23 protein-coding genes are annotated in these 25,716 nt (G+C 64.0%); 15 read left to right on the top strand and 8 right to left on the bottom strand.

All coding sequences use genetic code 11. The annotated features are described in order from the left end of the window. The first annotated feature begins 250 nt into the window (after positions 1-250). The 10 genes from miaB to SSA02_RS03930 all read left to right on the top strand — a co-directional run bounded on the left by miaB (position 251) and on the right by SSA02_RS03930 (position 12,661). Positions 251-1,615 carry a tRNA (N6-isopentenyl adenosine(37)-C2)-methylthiotransferase MiaB gene (gene miaB, locus SSA02_RS03975; protein WP_147092702.1) on the top strand — a complete coding sequence of 455 codons (1,365 nt, stop codon included), beginning with the start codon at positions 251-253 and terminating at the stop codon, positions 1,613-1,615. Continuing rightward, complete coding sequence (locus SSA02_RS03970; protein ID WP_147092563.1) at positions 1,612-2,769, top strand: PhoH family protein; 1,158 nt, start codon at positions 1,612-1,614, stop codon at positions 2,767-2,769. Before miaB ends, SSA02_RS03970 begins: the two co-directional genes overlap by 4 nt. Beyond that, the gene (gene ybeY, locus SSA02_RS03965; protein ID WP_147092562.1) at positions 2,753-3,280 is read left to right on the top strand and encodes an rRNA maturation RNase YbeY; all 528 of its coding nucleotides are present in this window, start codon (positions 2,753-2,755) and stop codon (positions 3,278-3,280) included. Before SSA02_RS03970 ends, ybeY begins: the two co-directional genes overlap by 17 nt. Next, positions 3,277-4,197: a hemolysin family protein gene (locus SSA02_RS03960; RefSeq protein WP_147092561.1), complete on the top strand. Its 921-nt coding sequence runs from the start codon at positions 3,277-3,279 to the stop codon at positions 4,195-4,197. Before ybeY ends, SSA02_RS03960 begins: the two co-directional genes overlap by 4 nt. Positions 4,198-4,375: 178 nt before the next feature. Continuing rightward, positions 4,376-4,987 carry a thioredoxin domain-containing protein gene (locus SSA02_RS03955; protein WP_147092560.1) on the top strand — a complete coding sequence of 204 codons (612 nt, stop codon included), beginning with the start codon at positions 4,376-4,378 and terminating at the stop codon, positions 4,985-4,987. Positions 4,988-5,024: 37 nt separating this feature from the next. Further along, the gene (locus SSA02_RS03950; protein ID WP_147092559.1) at positions 5,025-9,536 is read left to right on the top strand and encodes an AAA family ATPase; all 4,512 of its coding nucleotides are present in this window, start codon (positions 5,025-5,027) and stop codon (positions 9,534-9,536) included. 107 nt (positions 9,537-9,643) lie between these two features. After that, positions 9,644-10,360: a metallophosphoesterase gene (locus tag SSA02_RS03945; RefSeq protein WP_371859176.1), complete on the top strand. Its 717-nt coding sequence runs from the start codon at positions 9,644-9,646 to the stop codon at positions 10,358-10,360. Continuing rightward, on the top strand, positions 10,353-10,655 hold the full coding sequence (locus tag SSA02_RS03940; RefSeq protein WP_147092558.1) for a chorismate mutase: 303 nt from the start codon (positions 10,353-10,355) through the stop codon (positions 10,653-10,655). Before SSA02_RS03945 ends, SSA02_RS03940 begins: the two co-directional genes overlap by 8 nt. 21 nt (positions 10,656-10,676) lie before the next feature. Further along, the gene (locus tag SSA02_RS03935) at positions 10,677-11,303 is read left to right on the top strand and encodes a SixA phosphatase family protein (RefSeq protein WP_147092557.1); all 627 of its coding nucleotides are present in this window, start codon (positions 10,677-10,679) and stop codon (positions 11,301-11,303) included. A gap of 41 nt (positions 11,304-11,344) precedes the next feature. Beyond that, positions 11,345-12,661 (top strand): citrate synthase, encoded by a 1,317-nt coding sequence (locus tag SSA02_RS03930; RefSeq protein ID WP_147092556.1) that lies wholly within the window; start codon positions 11,345-11,347, stop codon positions 12,659-12,661. A gap of 361 nt (positions 12,662-13,022) precedes the next feature. Here the strand turns inward: SSA02_RS03930 and SSA02_RS03925 are convergent, their stop codons facing one another. After that, positions 13,023-13,259, bottom strand: coding sequence for a hypothetical protein (locus SSA02_RS03925; RefSeq protein WP_147092555.1), 237 nt, complete (start codon positions 13,257-13,259; stop codon positions 13,023-13,025). A 174-nt stretch (positions 13,260-13,433) separates the two neighbouring features. On the opposite strand from SSA02_RS03925, the gene SSA02_RS03920 reads away from it, so the two are divergent. Next, positions 13,434-14,186 carry an orotate phosphoribosyltransferase gene (locus SSA02_RS03920; protein WP_147092554.1) on the top strand — a complete coding sequence of 251 codons (753 nt, stop codon included), beginning with the start codon at positions 13,434-13,436 and terminating at the stop codon, positions 14,184-14,186. A 1-nt stretch (position 14,187) separates the two neighbouring features. Continuing rightward, positions 14,188-15,015 carry a glutamate racemase gene (gene murI / locus SSA02_RS03915; protein ID WP_246103594.1) on the top strand — a complete coding sequence of 276 codons (828 nt, stop codon included), beginning with the start codon at positions 14,188-14,190 and terminating at the stop codon, positions 15,013-15,015. 97 nt (positions 15,016-15,112) lie between these two features. Here the strand turns inward: murI and SSA02_RS03910 are convergent, their stop codons facing one another. Continuing rightward, positions 15,113-16,060 (bottom strand): polyprenyl synthetase family protein, encoded by a 948-nt coding sequence (locus tag SSA02_RS03910; protein WP_147092700.1) that lies wholly within the window; start codon positions 16,058-16,060, stop codon positions 15,113-15,115. 252 nt (positions 16,061-16,312) lie between these two features. Between SSA02_RS03910 and SSA02_RS03905 the strand changes: the two genes are divergently transcribed. Continuing rightward, positions 16,313-17,188 carry a tRNA1(Val) (adenine(37)-N6)-methyltransferase gene (locus SSA02_RS03905; RefSeq protein ID WP_246103593.1) on the top strand — a complete coding sequence of 292 codons (876 nt, stop codon included), beginning with the start codon at positions 16,313-16,315 and terminating at the stop codon, positions 17,186-17,188. A 131-nt stretch (positions 17,189-17,319) separates the two neighbouring features. On the opposite strand, the gene SSA02_RS03900 is transcribed toward SSA02_RS03905, so the two are convergent. The 4 genes from SSA02_RS03900 to SSA02_RS03885 all read right to left on the bottom strand — a co-directional run bounded on the left by SSA02_RS03900 (position 17,320) and on the right by SSA02_RS03885 (position 21,882). Continuing rightward, positions 17,320-17,877 (bottom strand): TetR/AcrR family transcriptional regulator, encoded by a 558-nt coding sequence (locus SSA02_RS03900; protein WP_147092552.1) that lies wholly within the window; start codon positions 17,875-17,877, stop codon positions 17,320-17,322. 320 nt (positions 17,878-18,197) lie between these two features. Further along, the gene (locus SSA02_RS03895) at positions 18,198-19,232 is read right to left on the bottom strand and encodes a ribonucleotide-diphosphate reductase subunit beta (RefSeq protein WP_147092698.1); all 1,035 of its coding nucleotides are present in this window, start codon (positions 19,230-19,232) and stop codon (positions 18,198-18,200) included. 2 nt (positions 19,233-19,234) lie between these two features. Further along, entirely contained in the window at positions 19,235-20,038 is an 804-nt protein-coding gene (locus tag SSA02_RS03890; protein ID WP_147092551.1) for an META domain-containing protein, read from the bottom strand. Next, positions 20,029-21,882, bottom strand: a complete 1,854-nt coding sequence (locus tag SSA02_RS03885) for a ribonucleoside-diphosphate reductase subunit alpha (RefSeq protein ID WP_246103618.1) — start codon at positions 21,880-21,882, stop codon at positions 20,029-20,031. The genes SSA02_RS03890 and SSA02_RS03885 overlap by 10 nt, the downstream gene beginning before the upstream one ends. A 556-nt stretch (positions 21,883-22,438) precedes the next feature. Between SSA02_RS03885 and SSA02_RS03880 the strand changes: the two genes are divergently transcribed. After that, positions 22,439-22,867: an OsmC family protein gene (locus tag SSA02_RS03880; RefSeq protein ID WP_147092550.1), complete on the top strand. Its 429-nt coding sequence runs from the start codon at positions 22,439-22,441 to the stop codon at positions 22,865-22,867. A gap of 116 nt (positions 22,868-22,983) precedes the next feature. Here SSA02_RS03880 and aroC read toward each other — a convergent pair whose 3' ends face one another. Next, positions 22,984-24,081: a chorismate synthase gene (gene aroC, locus SSA02_RS03875; RefSeq protein ID WP_147092549.1), complete on the bottom strand. Its 1,098-nt coding sequence runs from the start codon at positions 24,079-24,081 to the stop codon at positions 22,984-22,986. 1 nt (position 24,082) lies between these two features. Further along, complete coding sequence (gene fabI / locus SSA02_RS03870; protein WP_147092548.1) at positions 24,083-24,925, bottom strand: enoyl-ACP reductase FabI; 843 nt, start codon at positions 24,923-24,925, stop codon at positions 24,083-24,085. A 150-nt stretch (positions 24,926-25,075) separates the two neighbouring features. Here fabI and pdxH point away from each other — a divergent pair, with 150 nt between their 5' ends. Next, on the top strand, positions 25,076-25,687 hold the full coding sequence (gene pdxH / locus SSA02_RS03865) for a pyridoxamine 5'-phosphate oxidase (RefSeq protein ID WP_147092547.1): 612 nt from the start codon (positions 25,076-25,078) through the stop codon (positions 25,685-25,687). Positions 25,688-25,716 lie beyond the last annotated feature (29 nt).

Genomic DNA, 25,716 nt, shown 5'->3' with positions numbered 1-25,716 from the left:
GCGCGAATATTAGCCATGCATTTACCGGCCCGTTCGGCTACAAGGCCGAAAGGCCCGTTCCGGCTCCGATCGTCGCATCGGGCAGGAATGTTCCTCCATCGCGACCGCTTCGGCAGGTTCGACGACATTGAAACGGCAAGGGTATGACAGAGTGACGGTCGAGGTTTCTTCCGACAGCGGGGCTGCCCTGCAGCCCGGAGACAATCAGGCTTTGAACAGGCAATCCGCGATCGGGCAATCCGGAGACAACATGAACGCGCGCGGTCTGCACGTCATCACCTGGGGCTGCCAGATGAATGTCTATGACAGCGCGAGGATGAGCGATGTGCTGGCGCCTCTCGGTTATCGGCCGGTCGCGACCCCCCAGCAGGCCGAGATGGTCATTCTCAATACTTGCCATATCCGCGAGCGCGCTGCTGAAAAGGTTTTCTCCGAGCTCGGACGGCTGCGCAAGATAAGCGACGAACGGGTGGCGGCCGGTCTCGGGCGCTCGATCATTGCCGTTGCCGGTTGTGTCGCCCAGGCCGAGGGCGAGGAAATCCTCGCGCGCGCACCTTTCGTCGATATCGTTCTTGGGCCGCAAACCTATCATCGCCTTCCGGAAATGGTCGCGCGTGCGGCGCGGGCGGGCGGCGCGGTCATCGACACCGATTTCCCCGTCGAGATGAAGTTCGACTTCCTGCCTGCGGACTCCGCCCCCCAGGTCGAGGGCAATCTCACCGCTTTCCTCACAATCCAGGAAGGCTGCGACAAGTTCTGCTCGTTCTGCGTGGTGCCCTACACGCGCGGCGCCGAAACCAGCCGCTCCCTTCCCTCCGTCGTGGCGGAAGCCCGGCGCATGGTGCAGGGCGGCGTGCGCGAGATCACGCTTCTGGGCCAGAACGTCAATGCCTATCATGGCGATGACGGAGAAGGCGGCACGGCCGATCTCCCGACTCTCGCCCGGGCTCTGGCGGCGCTGCCCGGCCTCGAGCGGATCCGGTACATGACATCGCACCCGCGCGACATGGATCAGGCGCTGATCGATGCCCATCGCGACACACCCGCCCTCATGCCCTTCCTGCATCTGCCCGTGCAATCGGGATCCGACCGCATCCTCAAGGCGATGAACCGGGGCCATACTGCCGGTGAATACCGGGCCATTATCGCCCGCCTGCGCGAGGCCTGCCCCGATATCGCCCTCTCCTCCGATTTCATCGTCGGTCATCCCGGAGAGACCGAGGAGGATTTCGAGGCCACGATGCAGCTCGTGCGCGATATCGGGTTCGCCCAGGCGTTCTCGTTCAAGTATTCGCCCCGCCCGGGCACGCCTGCCGCCGGTCAGCCGTTCCAGATCGACGAGGCCGTGAAGGACGAACGCCTCCAGAGGCTGCAGGCCCTGCTGCGCGTTCAGCAGGATGCCTTCAACGCTGACATGGTGGGCCGCACGGTTCCCGTGCTCTTTACGGGGCGCGGGCGCAAACCCGGACAGATCACCGGGCGTTCACCCTATCTGCAACCCGTTCACGTCGAGGGGTCGGAGGATCTCATCGGCAGGACCGTTCAGGTTGCGATAACCCAGCGACTGACCAACTCGCTGGCCGGTACACTCATACGGGAGAGAGTCTGCGCTTGAGCCATCCAACGGCACCCCAGTCATATCCCGGCAACGGGACCCATGAACGCAGTAACGGCCGGAACCTTCCGGACGATCGTCCCTCAAAGGAACAGGGCCAGAGAACCTCCGCGCTTCGCTTTGGCGACAATATCCTTTTGCAGCAATTGCTTGGCGATCATGACCGCCATCTGATCCGTCTGGAACAGGGGTTCGACGTTCGGCTGACGTGCAGAGGCAACAAGATCGCCATCACGGGCGAAGCTGCCCAGGTCGCGCGCGCCCAGGCGGCCATCACCGCGCTATACAACCAGCTCGAACACGGTGGAAAGATAGACGGCCCCGTCGTCGACAGCGTCATCCGTCTTTCGGCCCTTCCCCGTCCCTCGCGCCCCGCCCAGCCGGTGCGCACGACGCCGTCACCCGCTCCGGAGGCAGGTCAGACCTCCCCGCTGACGGATCTGCCCGCCATTCGCACCAAGCGCGGCGCCATCGCGCCACGTTCGCGCGGGCAGGCAGCCTATATGGAAATGCTCGCGAAAACGGAGCTGACCTTCGGTATCGGCCCGGCCGGCACGGGAAAGACGTATCTGGCCGTGGCGCAGGGCGTCGCCATGCTCCAGGCTGGTCAGGTCGACCGGATCATTCTCTCCCGTCCCGCCGTGGAAGCAGGCGAGCGTCTCGGCTTCCTGCCCGGCGATCTGCGGGAGAAGATCGACCCCTATCTCCGTCCGCTCTACGATGCGCTCAACGACATGTTGCCGGGCGACCAGGTCGCACGGCGCATGGCCAATGGCGAGATCGAGGTGGCGCCGCTCGCGTTCATGCGCGGACGCACGCTGGCCCATGCCTTCGTGATTCTGGACGAGGCGCAGAACACCACCCCGGCCCAGATGAAGATGTTCCTGACCCGTATGGGTCAGGGCGCACGCATGGTGATCACGGGAGATCTCAGCCAGATCGACCTGCCTGCGGGAATCACCTCCGGTCTCCGGGAAGCCGTCGAAACCCTTGAAGGCCTTCCCGGAATCGGTATTACCCGTTTCGACTCCACGGACGTGGTGCGCCATCCCCTGGTTGCCCGTATCGTGGATGCCTATGATCAACGCGTGGCAGCGGCCCGGGACTATTCCCGCGGCCGGACGCGCCGGGAATACAATGGAACCTCGAAGTAGTCATACGACACCCCCCGAAGACGTCCCTTCCAGACCGGAAGGGCGTCTGAGAACCTACCCGGACCTTCTGGTGGCGGACAGGCGCTGGCGCGCCGCCCTGCCCCGGCTGGACAGGCTGGTCCCACGCTGCGTGGAGGCGACCTGGCCCTGGCTCGATCGCGATCGTCTGCCGGCCATCCTGCTGACGACGGACCGCGCCGTGCAGAGCCTCAATGCGGCCTTCCGTGACAGGAACAAGCCGACCAATGTCCTGACCTTCGAGGAGATGGACGGGTTCGGCGACGGAGACATCGCCATGGCCTATGAGACGGTCCGGCGGGAGGCACAGGCGGCCGGACGCCGCTTCGGCGATCACGCCGCCCATCTCCTCGTGCATGGCGCACTTCATCTCGCCGGTTACGATCATCACCGACCCGACGAGGCGCGTCAGATGGAAATGACGGAATCGCGCATACTCGCGCGTCTCGGCATTCCCAATCCCTGGCGTCTCGGGGGAGGAAAACGGGGATGAGCGAGTCGGACGATCTTTCCCAACGCCGCCCGAAAGGGCTGTTCGGACTGTTCAATCGCAAGAACCGCGAACACGGGCTGCGCCACTCGATCGCAGCGCTCGTGGAGGAAGCCGCAACGCCGCACCCGGAAGGCGGTGCCCGCCCCGAGCTCGACCGGCAGGAGCGTGCGCTCATCACGAACGTGCTGCATCTGCGCGAGACGACCGCCGATGACGTCATGGTCCCGCGCGCGGATATCGTGTCCATGTCGGCCGATATCACGCTCGATGAGGCACTCGCCTTCATGCGGCGCGAGAACCACTCGCGTGTTCCGGTCTATCGGGAGCATCTGGACAACGTCATAGGCATGATCCACGTCAAGGATCTGATCGCCTATATCGGAACGTCGGACGCCTTCGATATCGAGCCTCTGCTGCGCCAGCCGCTTCTGGTTGCGCCGCAGATACCCGTGCTCGATCTGCTGCTGCAGATGCGGCAGCGCCGGACGCATCTCGCCCTCGTCATCGACGAATACGGGGGCGTGGACGGCCTCGTGACCATCGAGGATCTCGTGGAGACCATCGTCGGCGACATTTCGGACGAGCATGACGAGCCTGTCTCCGCCATGATCGTCGAGAGGGCGGACGGTTCCTTCGATCTGGATGCGCGGCTCCCGGTCGAAGAGCTCGAGGGTCTCATGGGCTCCGTTCTGACCGATGCCGAGCGCGAGGCCGAGATCGAGACGGTCGGCGGTCTGGTCTTCCGGCTTGCAGGCCATGTTCCGATACGCGGCGAGGTCTTCACCCATGAGAGCGGTCTCGTCTTTCGCGTGACCGATGCGGATGCCCGCCATATCAGGGGTCTGCGCATGCGTGTCCCGACCGACTGGGTGCGCAGGGATCCGCCCGTTCCGCATCGGAGCGAGGAGGCTCCCTGAGCGGGTCGCCCGGGCGGTCTTCCCGGGCAGTCTTCCCGGGCAGTCTTCCCGGGCGGTCTCCCCGGACAGAAGGCCCCCGACCGGGATGTCCCCCCTGGGGCGGGGACCTCTTCGCCCCTTGACGCCGCGCCGCTCGCGGTCTTCAAAACTCTGACATCGCAATCCGGGAGAGTTTTTCATGTCCGTTCGTCGACGCACCCTACTGGCGGCGCTGCCCGCCCTCGCCCTGGTTCCTTCCCTGCGCGATGCCCGTGCAGAAGACATGCGCCTCACGCCGCGCGCCGTAGGCAACCCGAAGGCGCCGGTGAAGGTCCAGGAATGGTTCTCCCTGACCTGCACCCATTGCGCCCATTTCGCCGAAACGATCTTTCCGCAGGTGAAGGCAGAACTCATCGATACCGGGAAGATCTATTACGTCTATCACGATTTCCCCCTGGATCAGATCGCGCTTCTCGGCGCCATGGTGGCCCGTTCGCTTCCCGTCGATCGCTATGTGCCGTTCGTCGACTCGATGCTCGCCAGCCAGGATCGCTGGGCCTTCGCGCGTGACGTCAATCCCAAGCACCAGATCCAGATGATGGCGGCGCTCGCCGGCATTTCGGCCGCGCAATTCGACCGGATCGACCACGACGACAGCTTCAGACAGGCGATCGTCGCGCAGCAGGACGCCGATCAGGCCAAGTACAACATCAACGGCACGCCGTTCTTCCTGTTCAACGATCACCCCTATAATCAGGAGCTGCCCGATTTCGCCACCTTCAAGGCGGAAGTCGACAAGGCAGCCGGCTGAACCGGGAATACCGCATCCATCGTACTGCATTCATCGTATGTCACCCCGGATCACGCGCCTGCGCATAGCGGGTTTCAAGAGCTTCGCCGATCCCGCCACGATCGACATCCTTCCCGGACTGACCGGAATCGTCGGGCCGAATGGCTGCGGCAAGTCGAATGTAGTCGAAGCGCTGCGCTGGGCGATGGGCGAGAGCTCGGCGCGGGCGCTGCGTGGCGGAGAACTCGACGATCTGATCTTCGCAGGAACACGGGCGCGTGCCGCCCGTTCGATCGCGGAGGTTACGCTATGGCTCGAAAACGCGATCGGCGTGGCGCCTGCGCCCTTCTCGACCGCCGATACGCTTGAGATATGCCGCCGTGCGGAGCGCGGATCGGGAAGCGATTTCCGGCTCAACGGCCGTGCCCTGCGCGCACGCGACGTCACCACGCTTTTTGCAGATCTCTCTTCGGGGGCGCGCAGCTCATCCATCGTGAGCCAGAACCGCGTCAGCGCCCTGATTGCCGCCAAACCCGAGGAGCGCCGCGCGCTTCTCGAGGAGGCCGCGGGAATTACGGGGCTCCATGCCAGACGCCACGATGCCGAGCTCAAACTGCGTCAGGCGGAAGGCAATATCGAGCGTTCCGAAGATCTGCGTCAGCAACTCGCGACCCGGCTGGACTCCCTGGAAGGCCAGACGAGACAGGCGCGGCGATACCGGGAGCTGTCCGAGACGATCCGCAAGGACGAGCATCGCCTCGCCTGGCTCGGGCAGAAGAAGGCGGACGAGCAGGTCGAGCGGTGTTCCGCCCGGCTGGAGGCGGCAAAAGCGGAAGCGGCCAACGCGGCCCATGCCGCCATACAGGCCGCGCAGGAGCTGGCGGCACGTTCAGAAGCGATCGGTTCGGTCAGGCAGACGGTCGAGACCCTGCGCGAGGGACGGGACGAGCTGCGCCTCGTGAGCGGAACCACCCGCGCCGCGCTCGCCCGTGCCGAAGAGGCCATCGGCGAGATCGAGCGACGTTTGCAGGCGGCGAGCGAGGACCGGGATATCGCGCAGCTCCGTCTTGCGGAGAGTGCCGCGCGTCTGTCCCAGCTGGACGCCGAACGGGAGCGCTGTCGGGACGGTCTCGCTGCCCTGCCCGATCGCCTCGCGGCGCTCGCCGGACAGCGCGCCCGCCATGAAAGCGACCTCGCCGGGGCCGGAAACAGACGCGAGACCCTCGCCCGCGCCCTGGACGAGGCGCAACAGCGAGCGCACCGGCTCCGGACGGAGCACGACGCCGCAGAGCGTCTTGTCGCCGCGCTTGACGAAGAGCATCGCACCCTCGGCCTCGAGCTGAACAGGCTGAGTGAATCCCTCCCTCTCACTGCGGATCTCGAAGCGCAGGAAACCGTGCTGGCCACCCGGCAGACGGAGCGGGCCGCGCTTGTGGAAACATGCGAAAGGCTCGACGACGCCCATCAGGAGGCAAGGCTGGCTCTCGCCCGGGCCGAGCAGGAGGCCGGGCAGACAGAGGAGACCGCGCGCAAGGCCCGTGAGGAAATCGCGGAGCTCGAAGCGCAGATCGCCGCGCTGGACGCCCAGATTTCAGCGCAGGAGGAAACGCTCCGGTCGCTCGCCGCTTCCCGCCTTTCCCGGGATGCGCTCGCTGCGCTCGACGATCGGGCGGAGAAGCTGGACGAGGCCGTCGCAGGCGCGCGCGCCGAACGCGACGCGCTCCGGCACAGAGCCGATCGGGCGGAACAGGCCGTTCTCGCAGCGGAGTCCGAGCGCCAGACCGCACTCCGTACCCGCACGCTGCTCGATCAGGATCACATGCAGGCGACGCAGGCGCTCACGCGCCAGACGGGGCTGATCGCGCAGCTCGAAAAGGAACGCGACGATGCGAGAGCGTCGCTCCCGGCGGAGGAACGCCTTGCCGCAGCCTCCGGCGCGCATGGAAAGGAACGAAACGCGCTGGAGCGGCTTGATGCCGGAATCGCTTCCCTGACCGAGGAACGCGCCTCCCTGCGCTCGGATCTGGACGGGCACGAAGCCGCGCTCCGGGAAGCCCGGGCCAGCCATCTCACCCTTGCGGCCCGCCACGAGGCACTCGAGGCATCGCTTCCGGCAGAGCAGCTTCCCGCCCCCCTGATCGAGGCGCTGATCGTCCCCCCGGGGCTGGAAAAGGCAATCGCGTCGGTGCTTGGCGAGACTCTTACGGCGTCTCTTCTCGAGGAACAGAGCCGCTGCTGGGCGGTTCTTCCTGCCGGAGATTCGCCCTCCCTTCCCGACGGCGTACCCTCTCTGGCCTCGCTGATGTCCTGCCCTCCTGCCCTGGCGCGCTGCCTCGCGGCGACCGGTCTCGTGAACGATCGCGAGACCGGTGCCTCGATCCAGCAACGTCTTGCACCGGGGCAATGTCTCGTCAGCCGGGATGGCGCCTTGTGGCGATGGGACGGTTTCCGCGATACCGGGACGGAAGCGACCGCGGCATCGGCTCAGATGGCCCTCAGGGCAACGCTGCGGGAGGTTGCGGAGGCGAGAGACGAGGCTGCGTGTGCGATCCCCCCGCTCGAGGCCGGCTGCGCGCGCATGAAGGCGCGCGACCACGATCTCTCCACCCGCCTGACGGAGCTGAATGCGCTGCATCGCGAGGCGGACAGGCGGTGCAGGAGCGCGCGTGAAGAGGAACAGGCGCTTCGCGAGAAGAAGGCCGATGGCGAGAGCCGTCTGGCAAGAACGATCGAGCGTCTGGATGAGGCCGCAATCCAGAGAGACGAGGCGCTTGCCCGCGCCAGTCAGGCAGAATCCGCCCGCGCGGCCCTGCCCGCGGCGGCAGTGCTCGACAGCAGCGTGGCCGAAACGCGCGCGGTGCGTGACCGCTCCCGGAGCGATCTGGCCGATGCGGAAACCCGCCTGAACACGCTCGAGCAGGATTCTGCGGAGGCACGCGAAACGGCAGGACGGAAGCGTCTCGAGGACGAAACGACCGCCCTGCGCGAGGCGACGCTGGTGCAGGCCCGCCTGAGGGCCGTGGAAGAGCGGACGCGCGCGTCGCAGCGCTGTGCCGCCATCGCCATCGACGGAATCGACTCCCGGGCCGAAGCGGCACGCGCGGAGCGCGAATCGGGGCGTCTCCGGCTTTCCGCGCTGGACGAGGAACGCGAGACCCGGAAACGGGCCCTTCTCGCGCTCGAGGAAACGATCGGGACCGCGCGCGCGCAACTGGACGCGCAACGGACGAGCTTCCTTGCACTCTCCAGCCGTATCTCCGCGCTGCAACCCCGTCATGGGCAGCTGACCCAGGCCCTCGAAACGGCACGTGAAAACCGGGCAGCACTTGCGCCGGTTCCCGATCTTTCCGGTGACGAGGCCTCCCTTCTCGAGGCAGAGGCGCAGGAAACGACCCTGCGGGCAACGCGGGACGCCCTCGCAGCGGAGGAGCAGGCCGCTTCGGCGCTTCTCGACCAGCTCGAGCGGGATATCGGTCAGCTCGAACTGCGTATCGGCGAAACGCAGGAGCTGCACGCGACGCGCGAGACGGATCTGACGCGCGCGACGGAGCGGATCGACGGCGTGAACCGGGAGCGCGAGACGACACGGGCCGATGCACGACAACAGGCCGAGGCCCTCGCCCGGCACGAAACGCGCCTCGCCGAGGCGGAAACGGGCTATGCGCAGGCGGGCGCCCGGCTTCTCGATATCGAGACCGCGATGGAAGCGCTCGAAGCCGTGCGCGAACGGGAAGAACGCCGCAGCACGCAGATGCGCGAGGAACTCATCCTGCTGCAGGAGCGTCACGCCCAGGCGCTCGCCCAGAGAGATGCCATCGAGAACCGCGTCGAGGCACCTTCGGACGATGCGCAGGACGCTATGTCAGGGGATCCGGTCGACGGGAACGAGACGGCGCTCCGGCGTCGTCTCTCGCGCTGCCAGAAGGAACGCGAGGCGCTCGGCCCGGTCAATCTTCTCGCCGAGCAGGAATATGAAGAGGCCAGGACCCGGTCCGAGCATCTCGCCAGGGAACATGAGGAGCTCGAAGCGGCGATCGGCCGCCTGCGCGGCTCGATCAATCTCCTCAAGAAGGAAGGTCGGGAACGGCTCCAGGCGGTTTTTGTCGAGGTGGACCATCATTTCCAGTCCCTCTTCAGCCGCATGTTCAACGGAGGCAGAGCACATCTCGGTCTCGTGGGCAGCGACGATCCCCTCGAGGCGGGGCTGGAAATCTTCGCCCAGCCCCCCGGCAAGAAGCTTTCCACCCTTTCTCTCCTCTCGGGCGGCGAGCAGGCCCTGACGGCATTGTCGCTGATCTTTGCGACGTTCCGGTGTCAGCCAGCCCCGCTATGCATTCTCGACGAGGTCGATGCCCCGCTCGACGATGCGAATGTCGAACGTCTCTGCGGATTGCTGCGCGACATGACGACCGAGGCCGAGACCCGCTTCCTTATCGTCACACATCATCAGCTCACCATGGCCCATATGGACCGCCTGTTCGGCGTCACGATGCAGGAACGCGGCGTCAGTCAGGTCCTCTCCGTCGATCTTTCCGCAGCGGCCGGTTTCATCGAGACGGCCCCGCGCTGAGCGTCAAGATGGCGATCGCGGTTATAACCATGTCTTTATTGTCTTTTTCCGGGAATCTGGCTCATAGTGGGTGACTCGTTCGAAGAAGCTCCTGAAAGGTCGTCCCGATTTCTCTCCCGTCCGTGCCCCTTCCAGATCTCTCCAGGCTGAGTGCCGGTCGTGGCTTGCGTGTGGTGGGCGACGTTCACGGCGATCTGACCGCGTTCGAACATGCCGTCGCCACGGAGCGTTTCATCATCCAGCTCGGCGATCTGGTCGATCACGGTCCGGACAGCGCCGGCACGCTCCGACTCATGCTCGACCTGATCGATGACGAGCGCGGACTTTTCATTCTCGGCAATCACGACCGCAAGCTCGGCCGGGCCCTACAGGGCCGCAGATTGCGGCGCGACCCTCCTCTGGAGGAGACGATCGCCCAGCTTTCCGGCCCCGTTCAGGCGGGGTTGCGCGAGAGGGCGCGCGAAGCGATTGCCGTCGCACCGGCATGGATCGTCCATGGGAAGCTCATTTTCGTCCATGGCGGTTTCCACACCGCGATGATGCACGAGGCCCCTCCCTCGGGTCTCGGTCCCATGAACCCGCTCCTCTCGCGCGCCCTGTTCGGCGAGACGACGGGCCGCATGCAGCCTGACGGCTATCCCGAGCGGCGTCTCCGCTGGATCGATCACATCCCGGCCGATCATGTCGTGTATTGCGGCCATGACAGGCGCTCGACGGATGGTCGTCCCTGGATCCGTGACGGTCGCAATGGCGGTCGCGCCATCTTCACTGACCTTGGCGCCGGAAAAGGCGGCCATCTCGCCTGGATTGATATCGATGTCTGACCCCGAAACCCTCGCCCTCCTCGAACAGCACCGGCAGAGCATCGACAATATCGATGCGGCGGTCATTCACATGCTCGCGGAACGCTTCCGCCAGACCCAGGCGGTCGGCGAGCTCAAGGCCCGGTCGGGACTCCCCGCGGCCGACCCGGCCCGCGAGGCCCGACAGATCGAGCGTCTGCGGGAACTGGCCATTTCCGCGCGACTGGACCCCGATTTCGCGGAAAAGTTTCTTGCCTTCATCATCCGGGAGGTGATTCGTCATCATGACTCGATCGCCGGGCGTCAGTCGCGCTGAGCCGGACAGGGGCTGAAGACCATGCATACGCTCATTCTCGTCAGACATGCCGAGGCCGCGCCGGAGCGCGCGGGGGGAAATGACCGCGCCCGGACGCTGACCGAACGCGGCCGGCTGGATGCCGACAGGCTGGGGGCACGGCTCGAGGCTCTCTCCGCACCGTCCGCCGCCGGAAGCGACCTCGATCCGACCGATATGGGCCCGGCAAGGTCCGGTTCGGCGGATACCGATCCGTCGGGCGAAACGGGTCCGGGCGCGTTTCGCCTCGGTGCGGCCTGCCTGTCGGGCGCCCATCTGTGGCACAGCACGGCCATCCGGACGACCGAGACGGCGCGCCTTCTCGCGCCTCACCTCCCCTTGCTCGATGCCGTGCTCCCGGTCGAGGCACTCTACGACCTCGATCTGTATGGCGTGCTCGAGCTCGTCCGGGAGACGCCGGAAAACGTGAAGACCCTGATTCTCGTCGGGCATAATCCTGCCATGGCCGAGACCTGTCGCCATCTGGGCAGCGATTCGTCGGACGAACCGGTCTTTCGCCGCCTCCTGCAAGGGTTCCCCCCCGCGACCGCGGCAATTTTCACGGTCGCCTCGGACTGGGCGGGTCTGTCACCGAACACGGCAATGCTAGGCGACATTCTTCACCCATAAGTTGAATTGCCCCGTTGCGGCGTAACTCGTAAGGCGTTCCTATGGCTGATCACGACATCAACGGACCTGTTTCCGATACGGCATCGCTCAGCATTGGCGAGCAGAGGGCCGTCCTTCCCGTATTGTCCGGCACTCTGGGTCCGGATGTCGTGGACATCCGCAAGCTGACCGCAGAGACGGGCCTTTTCTCCTACGATCCCGGCTATGGAGAGACGGCGTCCTGTCGCAGCGCGATCACCTTCATCGACGGTGACAAGGGCGTCCTTCTGCATCGCGGCTATCCGATAGAGCAGCTTGCCACAGGCGCCAGCTTCATCGAGACCGCCTATCTTCTCGTCTATGGCGAGCTGCCCGGCCGCGAGGAGTATCTCCGTTTCCAGCAGGACCTGAAGGAACAGGCCCTTCTGCACGAGCAGATCCGGAATTTCTTCAACGGCTTCCGTCGCGATGCGCATCCGATGGCCATTCTCTGCGGTACCGTCGCCGCCCTCTCCGCCTTCTATCCCGAGGCGGTCGATATTTCCAACGAGGCCTCCCGCGATCTCTCGACCCGTCGCCTGATCGCAAAGGTCCCGACGATCGCAGCCTGGGCCTATAAATACACGGTCGGCGAGCCCTTCGTTTACCCGGATAACAGCCTGAGCTTTTCGGAAAGCTTCCTGAAAATGCTCTTTGCCCGGCCGAACGCCGAGTACAAGGTCAATCCCGTTCTTGCGCGGGCCATGGATCGTATTCTGATCCTCCACGCCGATCACGAGCAGAATGCCTCTACCTCGACGGTTCGGCTCGTCGGCTCGACCGGCGCAAATCCCTTCGCCTGCGTCGCCGCCGGTATTGCCGCTCTGTGGGGGCCTGCCCATGGCGGCGCGAACGAGGCGGTTCTCGGCATGCTCGCGCAGATCGGCACGAAGGAGAACATTCCGGCCTTCATCGAGCAGGTCAAGAATCGCGAGAGCGGTGTCCGCCTCATGGGATTCGGCCACCGGGTCTACAAGAATTTCGACCCGCGTGCGAAGATCATGGAACAGACCTATCTCGAGGTCGTCGCCGAACTCGGCCTCGAGCAGGATCCCATGTTCGATCTGGCCGCAGAGCTCGAGCGTATCGCCGTCAATGATCCCTATTTCGTCCAGAGGCGCCTCTACCCGAATGTCGACTTCTATTCGGGTCTGATCCTCAAGGCGATGGGGATTCCCACCTCGATGTTCACTGTGCTTTTCGCAGTTGCGCGGACAGTGGGCTGGATCAGCCAGTGGCGGGAGATGATCGAGGAGCCCGGTCAACGCATCGGGCGCCCCCGCCAGCTCTATGTCGGACAGACAGAGAGGGCGTTCACCCCTCTCGACGCCCGCGGCTGAGCCTCGTCAAAACCGCTGTGCCGGATTATCCGCGGCACAGTGGCCAGACAGGATCACTGCGGGGTCGCCATATGAGCCCGGACTCTTCTGAGCCGCTCAGGCCCAGGGGCCACTCGAGCCCGGGGCCGCGCGGCATCGTGTCATATCGGGTACGGAGAGAGGGCGTCGATCCTCATGCGGCCAATCCTCATGCGTGAGGGAGGATGGCGGCAATGGGGTAGTCTTCAGAGTCCCGCCCCCAAGAACGGGACGTGCTCTTCACCAAGTCTTGCTGAAGAGCCGGATCAAGCGAGATCGGGTGCTTCGGGCGGCATAGCAGCGTAGTCCCCTGCCCGGATCCGGGCGAAGGGAGACGCGCATGTCAGCACTCGCAGCCCCGCGTGGTGCCCTTGTCCTGCCTGACGATATGGTGATCGATCCATTCGGAGACCAGACGACGCGCCTCATTGAGCGAGGCCTCCGGATGATGAATCCGGTAGAGGGTCGTGCACGCGGTGAAGGCCTGGATATCGGGCTGGCCGACTTCGCGCAGCTCCTCATACGCTGTGATCACGGCCCGCTCGCATTTACGGGTGATGCGGTTTAGATCGACAGTCACGCTGCTCGCCTTAGTTGAGAATTATTTTCAATTGCCGCATTCTAGATCTTTTCCGATCGTAAATGCAAGCGCAGCCTATCGATCGACCGGCACGGATTTCTCACCTTATTTCTCTTACTTTTCTCACGAAGGGCGGATAATCCTGCACCTCTCAAGATCATGGAGTATTCAGAGATGGCCCTCAGCAATGAGATCAACGGCGGATCGGTTCGCCAGACGCAATGGGACCGGGATGCCGCGCTGACCACGGCGCGTATCCTGCTCGAGATCAAGGCCATCAATTTCCGCCCCGAAGAGCCCTACACCCTGACTTCCGGCTGGAAGTCGCCCGTCTATATCGATTGCCGCAAGATCATCTTCTTCCCGCGCGCCCGCGCCAAGATCGTGGAACTCGCTGTCGAGAAGATCGGCCGCCATATCGGCTATGAGAGCCTCGATTGCGTGGTGGGCGGCGAGACAGCGGGCATTCCCTTCGCTGCCTGGATCGCTGACCGGATGATGGCGCCGATGGCCTATGTGCGCAAGAAGCCCAAGGGTTTCGGGCGCAACGCGCAGATCGAGGGCGATGTTCCCGAAGGCATGCGCAGCCTCCTCGTCGAGGATCTCACGACCGACGGTGCCTCGAAAGTCAGATTCGCCAATGCGCTTCGCGATGCAGGCGCGATCGTCGATCACACGTTCGTCGTGTTCTTCTATGGCGTCTTCCCCGGCGCCCAGAAGACCCTTGCCGAGATGAATGTCTCCCTGCATTCGCTCTGCACATGGTGGGACGTGCTCGAAGCCTGTTCCGGCGCGGATTATTTCTCCGAGAGCGATATCCACGAAGTCCGGCGCTTCCTCGAGGATCCCTGCGGCTGGTCGAAGGCCCATGGCGGAGTCGGCAGCGCGGAAGAGGCAGCCGCGCTCAAGGCCAAGGCGGAAGGCTGATTTGAACCATTCTGCGGGCCGGGTTCTCGCCTTCGATTCGGGCATCGGGGGGCTCGGAGTCGTCCGGGCCCTGCGCGATACGCTCCCATCGGATACGCATATCGACTACCTCGCGGATAATGCCCTGTTCCCCTATGGCGAACAGGACGACGCCCGGCTCATCGCGCGCATCATCGCTCTGCTGGACGCGCAGATTGCGCGGCTTCAGCCGGATGTGGTTCTGATCGCCTGCAACACGGCAAGCACTATCGCGCTCGATCCGCTCAGGGCCCGGTTCGGCACGCCTTTTGTCGGCTGCGTCCCGCCGGTACGCTGGGCCGCCCGGGTCAGTCGCTCGCGCGTGTTCGGAGTGCTCGCGACGCGGGGTACGGCGCGCCGGCCTTATCTGCGTGCCTTGCAGGAGGCATATGCGTCCGATTGCGAGATGATCGTCCATGGCGCGCGTGCGCTCGCCGATCTGGCCGAACGGGCCTTTCTCGGTCAGCGGATCGAGGATGCGGCCATCCTCGACGAGCTTGCGCATCTCTTTTCTGCACCGTCGGGAGAGAGGATCGACACGGTCGGTCTGGGTTGCACGCATTACACGTTTCTGGCGGAGGCCTTCGCACGCCTGTCGCCGCCGGACGTCGCCTGGCTCGATCCGGCTCTGCCGGTCGCGCAGCAGGTCAGACGTGTGCTCGAAGACCGTCCTCCGGCGAAGCGCGCAATGCGAGCCGAGGAAATGTGCCTGACCGCCCCTCCCCCCGATCGCGAAGCGCTCGACCGGGCGGTCAACCGTCTGGGTTATGAGCGGGTTGCGATTCTGGACGGGGCAGTGAGCGCTTCCTGATCCCGGCGGAATCGGGAAGCCTTGCGGGGAGAGAACTCTTCCGGCCCTCCCCGCAAATGAAAGACCCTCAGTTGAAAGACCGTCAGTTGAAAGACCGTCAGTTCACGCGGCTGACCGTGTAGGAAGCCGCATCCATCAGCAACTGGCGGATTTCGCTCTCGGGAAAGATATCGAGCGCCTGCATGGCGGCCCGGGCATAAGACTGTGCGCGTTCGAGCGTCGTCTGTATGGCACCGGTACGCGCGATAAGATCGAGCGCATGCGGCAGATCCTCGTCATGCTGCTCTCCGGTTTCGATGACCCGGAGCCAGAAGGCACGGTCTTCCTCGTTCCCCGCCTGATAAGCCGCGAGCACGGGCAGCGTGATCTTCCCTTCGCGCATGTCGTCGCCGACCGTCTTGCCGAGCACCTGCTGATCTGCCGCATAATCGAGCGCATCGTCCACGAGCTGGAACGCCATGCCGAGATTGGTGCCATACGCCTCCAGCGCGGCTTCCTCAGCTTCGGGACGCCCGGCCACGACCGCCCCCACGCGGCAGGCTGCCGCGAACAGGGCCGCGGTCTTGCCGTGAATGACCTCGAGATAGCGTTCGATCGGTGTCGAGAGATCGTTCTGGGTCGCCATCTGGAGCACTTCTCCCTCTGCGATCGTTGCCGATGCCGCAGAGAGAATGGCCATGACCTTGAGCGAACCGTCCGCCGTCATGAGCTGGAACGACCGCGCGAACAGGAAATCGCCGACGAGCACCGAGGCCTTGTTCCCGAAGACGGCGTTGGCCGAGGCCAGGCCACGGCGCAGGGTGCTCTCATCGACCACGTCGTCATGGAGGAGAGTTGCGGTATGGATGAACTCGACGCAGGCGGCGAGCCCGACATGACGCTGACGCTCGGGAGAGGGCTCGTAGCCGCAGAGACGCGCTGCGGCGAGCGTCAGAAGCGGCCTGAGTCTCTTTCCGCCCGCGGCAACGAGATGGGCACCGAGCTGGGGAATGAGAGGAACCGGGCTCTGCATACGCGCCACGATTTCGCGATTGCAGGCCTCCATGTCGTCGCGAAGGAACGTTGAAAGCGCCTGCAGCGCATTGTCCTTTGCGTCCTCTTTTCCGCCCCCGTTTTCACCCTCGACGCTTGCGATGCGATGGGACGCGACGTCATGCGCCGTGTCTTTGGTCAGGCTGTCGGGACCACCCAAGGCTACTCTCCACTTCCTGTTTGGCCACTGACGACCCTGATGCAGTATAAAGCATGAGCCGGAAGCGATCCGGCGAATATCCTATCCAGCCGGACACCGAACTTCATGCATGACCCAGCCAGACCGGACGACCAGCCCTCTGATGGCCAAAACCATATGAGCGGCGAGGCGCCCATGGTCAAGCCGGGAGCCCCGGATGCACAGGCGGAAGCGGCGTCCGGAGCGCTTCAGGACGAGACGATGGACGGCCATCTTCTCGGAGGTCGGGTATCGTACAGGCAGTTCACGCAGGGATATCGCACAGGAATCGAACCGGTGCTTCTCGCTGCCTTCGTACCGGCACGACCGGGAGAGAGCATTTTCGAAGCGGGCTGCGGAGCCGGTGCAGGCCTGCTCTGTCTTTCCGCGCGGCTTCCTGCGATACGCGGCGTGGGCCTCGAGGCCGATGCCGCGACTGCTCGCCTCGCCCGTCGCAACCTCGAGGAGAACGGCGTTTGCGGGCGTGTCACGGTTCTCGACGGTCGCATTCCTTCGATCCCCCCCGCGCTCAGGCAGCTCGCTCCCGGGGCAAACGGGCGATTCCATCATGCCATGGCCAATCCTCCCTGGCACCCGGCAGACCATACGGGCGCGCAGGACGACAGACGTCGTCTCGCCATGACCATGCCGGAAGGAGGCTGGCATGACTGGATCGACACGCTGGCACAGTGGGTTCTCCCCGGCGGATCGATCAGCCTCGCCCTGCCTGCATCCGTGGTCGATCTCGCCTGCGAGCGGTTGCGTGTCTGCGGGTTCGGAAGCCTCATCCTGTATCCGCTCTGGCCGAAGCGGGGGCGTGCCAGCAAGATCGTCCTGCTGCGTGCGGTTTTCCAGGGACGCGGCTATTTCCGGCTTCTTCCGGGCCTCGTCCTGCATGAGGATGACGGGGGTTACACGCCTGCCTGCGAAGCGGTTCTCCGACACGCATCCCCCCTGCCCTGATCTCCCTTGCCCGGATCACCCTTGCCTTGATCCCCCTTGTCCTGATCCCCGTTGCCCTGATTTCTCTGTCCTGATCTCCCGGCCCCGTACGGTCCCTGTCCCTTTCGCGCGAGGCGATTGGCGGCAACGGCCTAGCGGAACACCTGCTCGAGGAGCCGATCGAGCGTCTGCGCGCCGCTTTCTGCCGCAATACCGCCCAGCAGACCGTCCGTAGCCAGCACGGCAACGCCATGCACCTTGCCCCAGAGCGCGATCATGGTCGCGGCGCGGGCCTCGGGCGCGGCCTCCGCCGAAAGCCCTGCAAGACGCGCGAAAGCACGCTCCGACGCCGCGCGCAAAGCCGGGTCCTGTCGATCGATCGCATCGCTGCGGAACATCAGCGTGAACAGCCCCGGACTGGCGATCGCGAAACGCACATAAGCCAGGGCGACATCGCGTGGCGTCGGAGCGTGCTCCGGCGCCATGACGGAGGCCAGCTCCAGGAATCCCTGTGCCGCAAGCGCGCTCAGCAACCCCGAGAGACTGCCGAAATGCGGTGCGGCGGCCGTCGCCGAAACCCCTGCATGACGCGTGATCGCCCTCAGTTTCAGGGTGGATATTCCCCCCGTCTCCAGAAGCTGGCGTGCCGAACGCAACAACGCGGCCGGCAGATCGCCATGGTGATAGGAGGGTCTCTTGGCCTCTGTCATCGGCGCTACCTCCCTCTGTTCAGGAACTGACATGAACGGGCCGGTCGAAGCCGGGCGATCCGGTTTCTGCTACAGGATGAAGGAAGGACGCTGGAACGATATCGGCGTCGCTGGCCGATACGGGCGCGCGTCGCCTCGCCAGAAGCATCCCGCGCCCGCGTCGTCGCCACGATGCGCAACGAAGCGGAGATGCCGGGGCCGGGGCCGGGGCCGGGGCCGGGAAGAGCGTATCGCGTGCCGCTGTGGAGAGATACGGGCTCTTCCCTGCCCGCGCATTCCGCATCGTATCTGTGGCGGAATACGCAAGACATGGCAGGCTGTCAGGAGGCGAACACATCCGCCTCGAAGGCCTCTTCCCAGGATCCCTGGGTCGAGGCTCTGGAATACTCCGTCGCGCGGTTTTCGAAGAAATTCGCGTGTTCGACGGCATTGAGCATGTCGTCGAGCCAGGGCAGCGGATTTTCCTCGATGCCATAGAACGGATCGAGACCGAGCTGGGTCATGCGACGATCCGCGATGAAGCGGATATAGCGCTTGACCTGATCGGCGCTCAGCCCCTCGACATCGCCCATCTCGAAAGCGAGGTCGATGAAGGCGTCCTCATGCTCGACCGTGGTGGCGCAGATCTCGGCCAGCTCGCGCTGGAAATCTTCCGTCCAGATCTCCTTGTTCTCGCGCACGAAGGTACGGAAAAGCCGGATCATCGAGAGACAATGCAGCGTCTCGTCGCGAACGGACCACGAGACGATCTGCCCCATGCCCTTGAGCTTGTTGAACCGCGGGAAGTTCAGCAGGATCGCAAAGGACGCAAAAAGCTGAAGGCCTTCCATGAAGGCGCCGAACGCCGCCATGGTTTTGGCGATTTCGCGCTTGTTGTCGATGTTGAAGGACTGCATGAAATCATACTTGTCCTTCATCTCCTTGTATTTGAGGAATGCGGAATACTCGGTTTCCGGCATGCCGATCGTGTCGAGGAGATGCGAATAGGCAGCGATATGAATCGTCTCGATGTTCGAGAACGACGAGAGCATCATCAGCACTTCGGTCGGTTTGAAGACCTGGCTGTAATACTTCATATAGGCCGAGTTCACCTCGACATCCGCCTGGGTGAAGAAGCGGAAGATCTGCGTGACCAGATGACGTTCCGACTCGCTCAGCGTGCGGTGCCAGTCCTTGACGTCATCGGCCAGAGGCACCTCCTCCGGCAACCAGTGAACGCGCTGCTGGATCAGCCACGCATCATAGGCCCAGGGGTAACGGAACGGCTTGTAGACCGGATTTGCGGTCATCAGGTCGTAATGCGGTTCCTCGCCATGCGAGCGTCCGGCCTGACCCGGGACAGAGGCTTCGTCCATGCTCATTTGCTACGTCCGCTCTGCATTTTCATGACGGGCATTGCCGGCGCCGGGCGCGGCTGGGAGGTGTGACGGGCCACGAGGGTAAGGACGCTCGCGCCATGGGCATCCTCGAAATGGAGGGTGTCACCGTCCATTTTCCAGGAAACGACCGCCTGCATGGCTTTCTCGACCGCTGTCTCCTGATCCATCCGCGGACCGGAACAGGCCATGCGGGTGCTCGCGGTGGGACCGAAGCTGAAACGATGTCCTGCACTGGTCACACGGCCCATCATGCGATTGCATCCGCCCGTGCCCGACAGGGCGCCATCGGGCCGGAAGGCGAGGAACGCAGGCACGTCAGCAGCGGCTGGTGTCTTGCCGATATGCGTGATCGTCCAGACGCCCACCAGCTCGGCCGGGATCTGGCTTGCGACGCGCTGGAGCGTCAGCGTGGTCCCGGCAGGCACTCTGCCCATCGCGACATTGGCGATGGTGCTCGTGTAAAGGAGCTTGTCGGCCACGTGAATATCCGCGTGAAGCGCATAGCGATGACCTGCCACGATCTTTGCGGGATCGTAGGCCAGACTGTACCCGAAAGGCTGACGCGAAACCGGCGCGAATTCGGTCTTGCCCAGAGGGATGGCGGGCGCATCGGCAAGGCTGACATCGTCAAGGGAGACACTCACCAGAGCGTCGGCCGGCAAAGGCGCCTTGTCGCTGTAGCCGACCATGCCGGAGAGGGTTTTCTCATCGGCCCGTGCCTGCGTCGCGAGCACGGTACCGCCTGCGATCAGGCTGGAGAGCAGGATGGCTTTCACTGACATGAGAGACACTCCTCGTAGCTTGTTGTTGCACCGGGCTTGCCTTCGGAAGCCGGTGTCGTCGTCCCGTAATCCTCCTCTTCGAGGATATCCTTCTTCAGCGCCATCGTGCTTACGGCATCGGCGCGCTGAATCGAGAGGGAACGACAGTAATAGAGCGATTTGACGCCGCGTTTCCAGGCAAGGAAATGGATCTGGTGCAGATCGCGCTTGTGGATATCCGCGGGCAGGAAGACATTGATGGACTGCGCCTGACAGATGAAAGGCGCACGATCCGCCGCATGTTCGATGACCCAGCGCTGATCCAGCTCGAACGCCGTCTTGAACACGTCCTTCTCGTCCTGGGTCAGGAAGTCGAGATGCTGCACCGAGCCCTTGTTGAGCGTGATCGAAGACCAGACGGCATCCGTATTCTGGCCTTTGCGCTCGAGCAGCTTGAGCAGATGGCGATTGCGGACCGTGAAGGAGCCGGAGAGGGTCTTCTGGAGGAACACATTGGCCGAGATGGGTTCGATACCCGGGCTCGCATTGCCTGCGATGATGGAGATCGAGGCGGTCGGCGCGATGGCCATCTTGTTCGAAAAACGCTCCATCACGCCATATTCCGCAGCGTCCGGGCAGGGACCGAACACCTCCGCGAGATGTCTGGATGCGGCATTTGCCTGCTGGCGGATCTGCTGGAAGATCTTCTTGTTCCATACCCGCGCCATGACACTCTCGAAGGGAATGTCGCGCGCCTGCAGGAAGGAGTGGAACCCCATGACCCCCAGACCGACCGAGCGTTCGCGCATGGCGGCGTAGCGGGCGCGCTCCATGTCGTCAGGCGCGCGGTCGATGAAATCCTGCAGCACCCGGTCGAGGAACAGCATGACATCCTCGACGAATCGGGGATCGTCCTTCCACTCATCCCAGGTCTCGAGATTGAGGGAAGAGAGACAGCATACGGCCGTCCGGTTCTTGCCGTGATGATCGATTCCGGTGGGAAGCGTAATCTCGGCGCAGAGATTCGAGGTCTTGACCTCGAGGCCCGCAAGTTTGTGATGCTCGGGCCGGGCGCGATTCACATGGTCGGAATAGATGATATAGGGCTCGCCCTGCTCCATGCGCGCCGTGAGGATGCGGATCCAGAGCTGACGGGCCGGGACGCTGCGGATGACCGACATGTCCTTGGGAGAGCGCAGGCCCCATTCCTCGTCCTTCTCCACCGCTCTCATGAAGTCGTCCGTCACGAGCACGCCGTGATGCAGGTTCAGGGCCTTGCGGTTCGGATCGCCGCCGGTCGGGCGACGCATCTCGACGAACTCCTCGATCTCCGGATGCCAGACGGGCAGATAGACGGCGGCCGAGCCCCGTCGCAGCGAGCCCTGCGAGATGGCGAGGGTCAGGCTGTCCATCACGCGGATGAAGGGGATGACCCCCGACGTCTTGCCGTTCTTGCCGACATTCTCGCCGATGGAGCGCAGATTGCCCCAATAGGATCCGATCCCGCCGCCCTTGGATGCCAGCCAGACATTCTCGTTCCAGAGATCGACGATACCGCGCAGGCTGTCATCCGCCTCGTTGAGGAAGCAGGAGATCGGCAGGCCGCGCGTCGTCCCGCCATTGGACAGGACTGGGGTGGCTGGCATGAACCAGTGACGGGAGATATAGTCGTACAGGCGCTGGGCATGTTCGGGATCGGCGCCGTAATAGGAGGCGACGCGCCCGAAAAGATCCTGGTAATGCTCTCCGGGCAGGAGATAGCGGTTATCGAGGGTGGCGCGGCCGAAATCGGTGAGCAGGGCGTCACGCGACCGGTTCACCTTCACGGGGTGATGACCCGGGAGCTGGACGACATCGTCGAACATGTCGGGTTCCGCCTCGATTTCCTGCGGCGCCCGGTCACAGGGTTCGGGCAAAACGTCTTCCGCCGCGGCGCGGGCCGTCGAGGCCGGATCCATCGAAACAGATTCGCGTGTGGTGTCGTCTAGCAGGCTCACCGGCCATCTCCCGAATGTCATGATCGCACTCTCTGAGTGCCCTCTTGGCGCAAACCCGCCTCACCAGACAAGCAATATATCGGGTTAAATTTTATCCCGGCCACTATATCTGGTGTTGACAGGGCAGAAGCCGTTGAGAGGACTGGGGTTCCCCGAAGAGAGATTTTTCAAGGGAAAAATTTCCCGGGCATCCGGGTGACGCAGCGGATCGTCCCTCCCCGCCGTCAATCCGTGTCGCCCATCCGTGTCGTCCACCCGTATCGTCCATCCGGGCGGTCGGCGCGCGTGTTCCTCCTGCCGGGGAAACACATGACCGCGCCGGTCGAGACAGGCGGGCGCGATTTTACCGTGAACAATTGCGACGCTTTCGCGTTGCCTTGGCAACCGGCCCGTAACGGGCGCGGATGACCCAGGAGCAGATGCGATGACCATCAAGAAATCAGCCAGCGCGGAATGGAGCGGCGGCCTCAAGGACGGAAAAGGCTCGATCTCCACCCAGAGCGGGGCACTGAGCGACCAGCCCTACGGCTTCAACACGCGCTTCGAGGACAAGGTCGGCACCAATCCGGAAGAGCTGATCGGCGCGGCACATGCAGGCTGCTTCACGATGGCGCTGTCGATGATCCTCGGTGAGGCGGGTCTTACCGCAACCAGACTCGAGACGAAGGCGACCGTCTCCCTCGACAAGACGGATGACGGGTTTGCCATCTCCGCAATCCATCTCGATCTGGTCGGGACGGTCCCCGGCGCGGATCAGGAGAAATTCGAGGCTCTGGCGACCAAGGCCAAGAATGGCTGTCCGGTCTCCCAGCTCTTCAAGACCGATATCAGCCTGTCGGCGAAGCTCGCCTGACGCGTTACCTCTGCGCCGGATGTTTCCCAAGCATCCGGCGCGGGACAGTCCGGCTGCCGACAGCGCTCGCTGCCATGCCCGCTCCATGCGGGGCCGCGCTCGCCGGGTCTGCGGGCTCAGCCATTCCTGTGCCAGGCGTTCTGGGCGTGATCGCGAAGCAGGTGATCGAGCAGCAGACAGGCCAGCATCGCCTCGGCAACCGGCACGGCACGAATGCCGATACAGGGATCGTGGCGCCCTTTCGTCACGATGTCGATTTCCTCGCCACGCCTGTTGACCGACGGAACCGGAACAAGAATCGAACTCGTGGGCTTGATCGCGAAACGCGCGGTGATCGGTTGTCCGGTCGAGATCCCGCCCAGGATCCCCCCTGCCTTGTTGCTGGTGAAATGCAACGCCCCTTCATGCATCCGCATCGCATCGGCATTCTGTTCGCCGCGAAGGGCTGCAACGCCGAGCCCTTCACCGATCTCCACCGCCTTGACCCCGTTGATCCCCATCAGGGCAGAGGCGATATCGGCATCGAGCTTGCCATAGACAGGCGCACCCAACCCCGGAGGGAAACCTTCAGCCACGATTTCGACCAGAGCCCCGATGGAGGAGCCTTCCTTGCGGACGGCGCCCAGCAGCGCCTCCCATTCGATGGCCGTCAGGGCGTCGGGGCAGAAAAACGGATTGCGTTCCGTTTCGTCCCAATCCCACCGTTCGCGATCGACGGAGAGCGCACCGATCTGCACGAGCGCGGCCCTGATCCTGCATTCGGGACCCAGAAGCCACGCGATCGCCCTTCGCGCGACCGCTCCGGCGGCGACCCGACAGGCGGTCTCACGCGCCGATGACCGGCCACCCCCGCGATAATCGCGATGACCGTATTTCAGATCGTAGGTGACATCGGCGTGACCGGGCCGGTACCGAAGGGCTATATCGGAATAATCCTTCGAACGCTGATCCGTATTCTCGATCATCAGCGAGATCGGCGTACCCGTGGTCTTTCCCTCGAAAACGCCCGACAGGATTCGGACACGATCCGCCTCCTGTCGCTGGGTCGTAAACCTGGATTGCCCGGGACGCCGCCGGTCCAGCCAGGGCTGGATGTCCTCTTCCGACAGGGGAATACCGGGAGGACAGCCATCGATCACGCACCCGATTGCCGGACCGTGACTTTCTCCCCAGGTCGTTACCCTGAAAAGCTGACCGAAACTGTTATCCGACATATCAGCCTTCGGACGATGCGACGGAAATATCCGGCGCGGAGGGGTTCTTCATTCCCACGAGGTGATAGCCGCAATCGACATGATGGATTTCCCCCGTCGTGCCCGAGGACAGATCGGAGAGGAAATACAGCCCGGCACCGCCGACATCCTTGAGCGCCACATTGCGCTCCATGGGCGCGTTCAGCTGGTTCCAGCGCAGGATATAGCGGAAATCGCCGATCCCGTTTGCAGCGAGGGTCATGATCGGCCCTGCGGAGATGGCGTTCACCCGGATATTGTCGCGTCCCAGATCGGCCGCCATGTAGCGGACCGAGGCCTCGAGCGCCGCCTTGGCAACACCCATGACATTGTAATGGGGCATGACGCGCTCGGCTCCGAGATAGCTGAGCGTCAGCAGAGAACCGCCATCCTTCATCAGGGCAGCAGCCCGTCGCGCCACAGCCGTGAAGGAGAAACAGGAGATGTCCATGGCCTTGAGGAAGGCATCGCGCGGGGTGTCGACGTAACGCCCACGCAGATATTGCTTGTCTGCCCAGCCTATGGCGTGCACGACGAAGTCGATCTTGCCCCATTCCTTCTCGATCTCGTCGAACGCGCGATCGATATCGGCGTCGTCGCCGACATCGCAGGACAGGACAAGGCTGGACCCCACGCTCTCGGCGAGCGGCCTGACGCGCTTGCCCAACGCCTCGCCCTGATAGGTGAAAGCAAGCTCAGCTCCCTGTGCAGCACAGGCAGAAGCGATGGCCCAGGCGATGGAGCGGTCATTGGCGACACCCATCACCAGGCCACGCTTGCCCGCCATCAGCGTCCCGGTCGGGAGGTCGAACGAAGCGGTGGACATAAGGCAGATCCCGGTTAATGTCAGAAAAAGAAATAATAATGCTCTGCTTCGTCGCACAAGCCAGCGACGCAAACAAGTGTCGGGACGACACGTTCAGGTCGTGAAGCCGCATGCAGGCAGAGAACAAAACGGTGCAGGAGCCCCTTCCCCATGACCGAGCCAACGACCCCCCCCCTGATTCCGCTGGATGCCGATCCGTTTGCGCTTTTCGCGGACTGGCTCGCGGAAGCAGAGACGCATGAGCCCAACGATCCGAATGCCATGGCGCTCGCCACGGCGAATGCCGCTGGCAGGCCATCGGTGCGCATGATCCTGCTCAAGGGATTCGATGAGCGCGGATTCGTCTTCTACACCAATCTCGAGAGCCGCAAGGGCGAGGATCTCGCCGAGAATCCCTTCGCCGCCCTTCTGTTCCACTGGAAGTCGCTTCGCCGGCAGATCCGTATCGAGGGTCCGGTCGAAGCAGTGACCGATGCTGAAGCCGACCGCTATTTCGCAAGCAGGAGTCGCAATTCCCGTATCGGCGCCATCGCTTCCGACCAGTCCCGTCCGCTCAGCGACCGGGCCGAGTTCGAGCGTCGAATCGAGGCGGCAAGCGCGCGTTACGAGGGGCGCGAACCCGAGCGGCCGCCCAACTGGTCCGGGTTCCGCGTCCTCCCCGACCAGATGGAATTCTGGCAGGACCGTCCCTATCGCATGCATGATCGCGCCGTCTGGACACGTCAGGAGAACGACTGGGTCACGACCCGCCTCTATCCGTAATCACGGCCGGAACCCCGGAAAGGACACAA

This window comes from Swaminathania salitolerans (genome assembly GCF_007988945.1).
In the GTDB taxonomy this organism is placed as follows: Bacteria; Pseudomonadota; Alphaproteobacteria; order Acetobacterales; family Acetobacteraceae; genus Swaminathania; species Swaminathania salitolerans.
The sequence above is the reverse complement of the archived record's forward strand: the minus strand, read 5'-3'. Positions and strand labels throughout refer to the sequence as shown.

Excerpts from the sequence above, each read along its gene's own strand:
- miaB (WP_147092702.1), top strand. The coding sequence starts at position 251 with ATGAACGCGCGCGGTCTGCACGTCATCACCTGGGGCTGCCAGATGAAT.
- SSA02_RS03885 (WP_246103618.1), bottom strand. The coding sequence starts at position 21,882 with ATGTTCGACGATGTCGTCCAGCTCCCGGGTCATCACCCCGTGAAGGTG.
- aroC (WP_147092549.1), bottom strand. The coding sequence starts at position 24,081 with ATGTCGGATAACAGTTTCGGTCAGCTTTTCAGGGTAACGACCTGGGGA.
- fabI (WP_147092548.1), bottom strand. The coding sequence starts at position 24,925 with ATGTCCACCGCTTCGTTCGACCTCCCGACCGGGACGCTGATGGCGGGC.
- SSA02_RS03940 (WP_147092558.1), top strand. The coding sequence starts at position 10,353 with ATGTCTGACCCCGAAACCCTCGCCCTCCTCGAACAGCACCGGCAGAGC.
- SSA02_RS03880 (WP_147092550.1), top strand. The coding sequence starts at position 22,439 with ATGACCATCAAGAAATCAGCCAGCGCGGAATGGAGCGGCGGCCTCAAG.
- SSA02_RS03890 (WP_147092551.1), bottom strand. The coding sequence starts at position 20,038 with ATGTCAGTGAAAGCCATCCTGCTCTCCAGCCTGATCGCAGGCGGTACC.
- SSA02_RS03935 (WP_147092557.1), top strand. The coding sequence starts at position 10,677 with ATGCATACGCTCATTCTCGTCAGACATGCCGAGGCCGCGCCGGAGCGC.
- SSA02_RS03930 (WP_147092556.1), top strand. The coding sequence starts at position 11,345 with ATGGCTGATCACGACATCAACGGACCTGTTTCCGATACGGCATCGCTC.
- SSA02_RS03905 (WP_246103593.1), top strand. The coding sequence starts at position 16,313 with ATGCATGACCCAGCCAGACCGGACGACCAGCCCTCTGATGGCCAAAAC.
- SSA02_RS03920 (WP_147092554.1), top strand. The coding sequence starts at position 13,434 with ATGGCCCTCAGCAATGAGATCAACGGCGGATCGGTTCGCCAGACGCAA.
- SSA02_RS03950 (WP_147092559.1), top strand. The coding sequence starts at position 5,025 with ATGTCACCCCGGATCACGCGCCTGCGCATAGCGGGTTTCAAGAGCTTC.
- SSA02_RS03955 (WP_147092560.1), top strand. The coding sequence starts at position 4,376 with ATGTCCGTTCGTCGACGCACCCTACTGGCGGCGCTGCCCGCCCTCGCC.
- pdxH (WP_147092547.1), top strand. The coding sequence starts at position 25,076 with ATGACCGAGCCAACGACCCCCCCCCTGATTCCGCTGGATGCCGATCCG.
- SSA02_RS03900 (WP_147092552.1), bottom strand. The coding sequence starts at position 17,877 with ATGACAGAGGCCAAGAGACCCTCCTATCACCATGGCGATCTGCCGGCC.
- SSA02_RS03910 (WP_147092700.1), bottom strand. The coding sequence starts at position 16,060 with ATGGAGGCCTGCAATCGCGAAATCGTGGCGCGTATGCAGAGCCCGGTT.
- ybeY (WP_147092562.1), top strand. The coding sequence starts at position 2,753 with ATGGAACCTCGAAGTAGTCATACGACACCCCCCGAAGACGTCCCTTCC.
- SSA02_RS03960 (WP_147092561.1), top strand. The coding sequence starts at position 3,277 with ATGAGCGAGTCGGACGATCTTTCCCAACGCCGCCCGAAAGGGCTGTTC.
- SSA02_RS03895 (WP_147092698.1), bottom strand. The coding sequence starts at position 19,232 with ATGGACGAAGCCTCTGTCCCGGGTCAGGCCGGACGCTCGCATGGCGAG.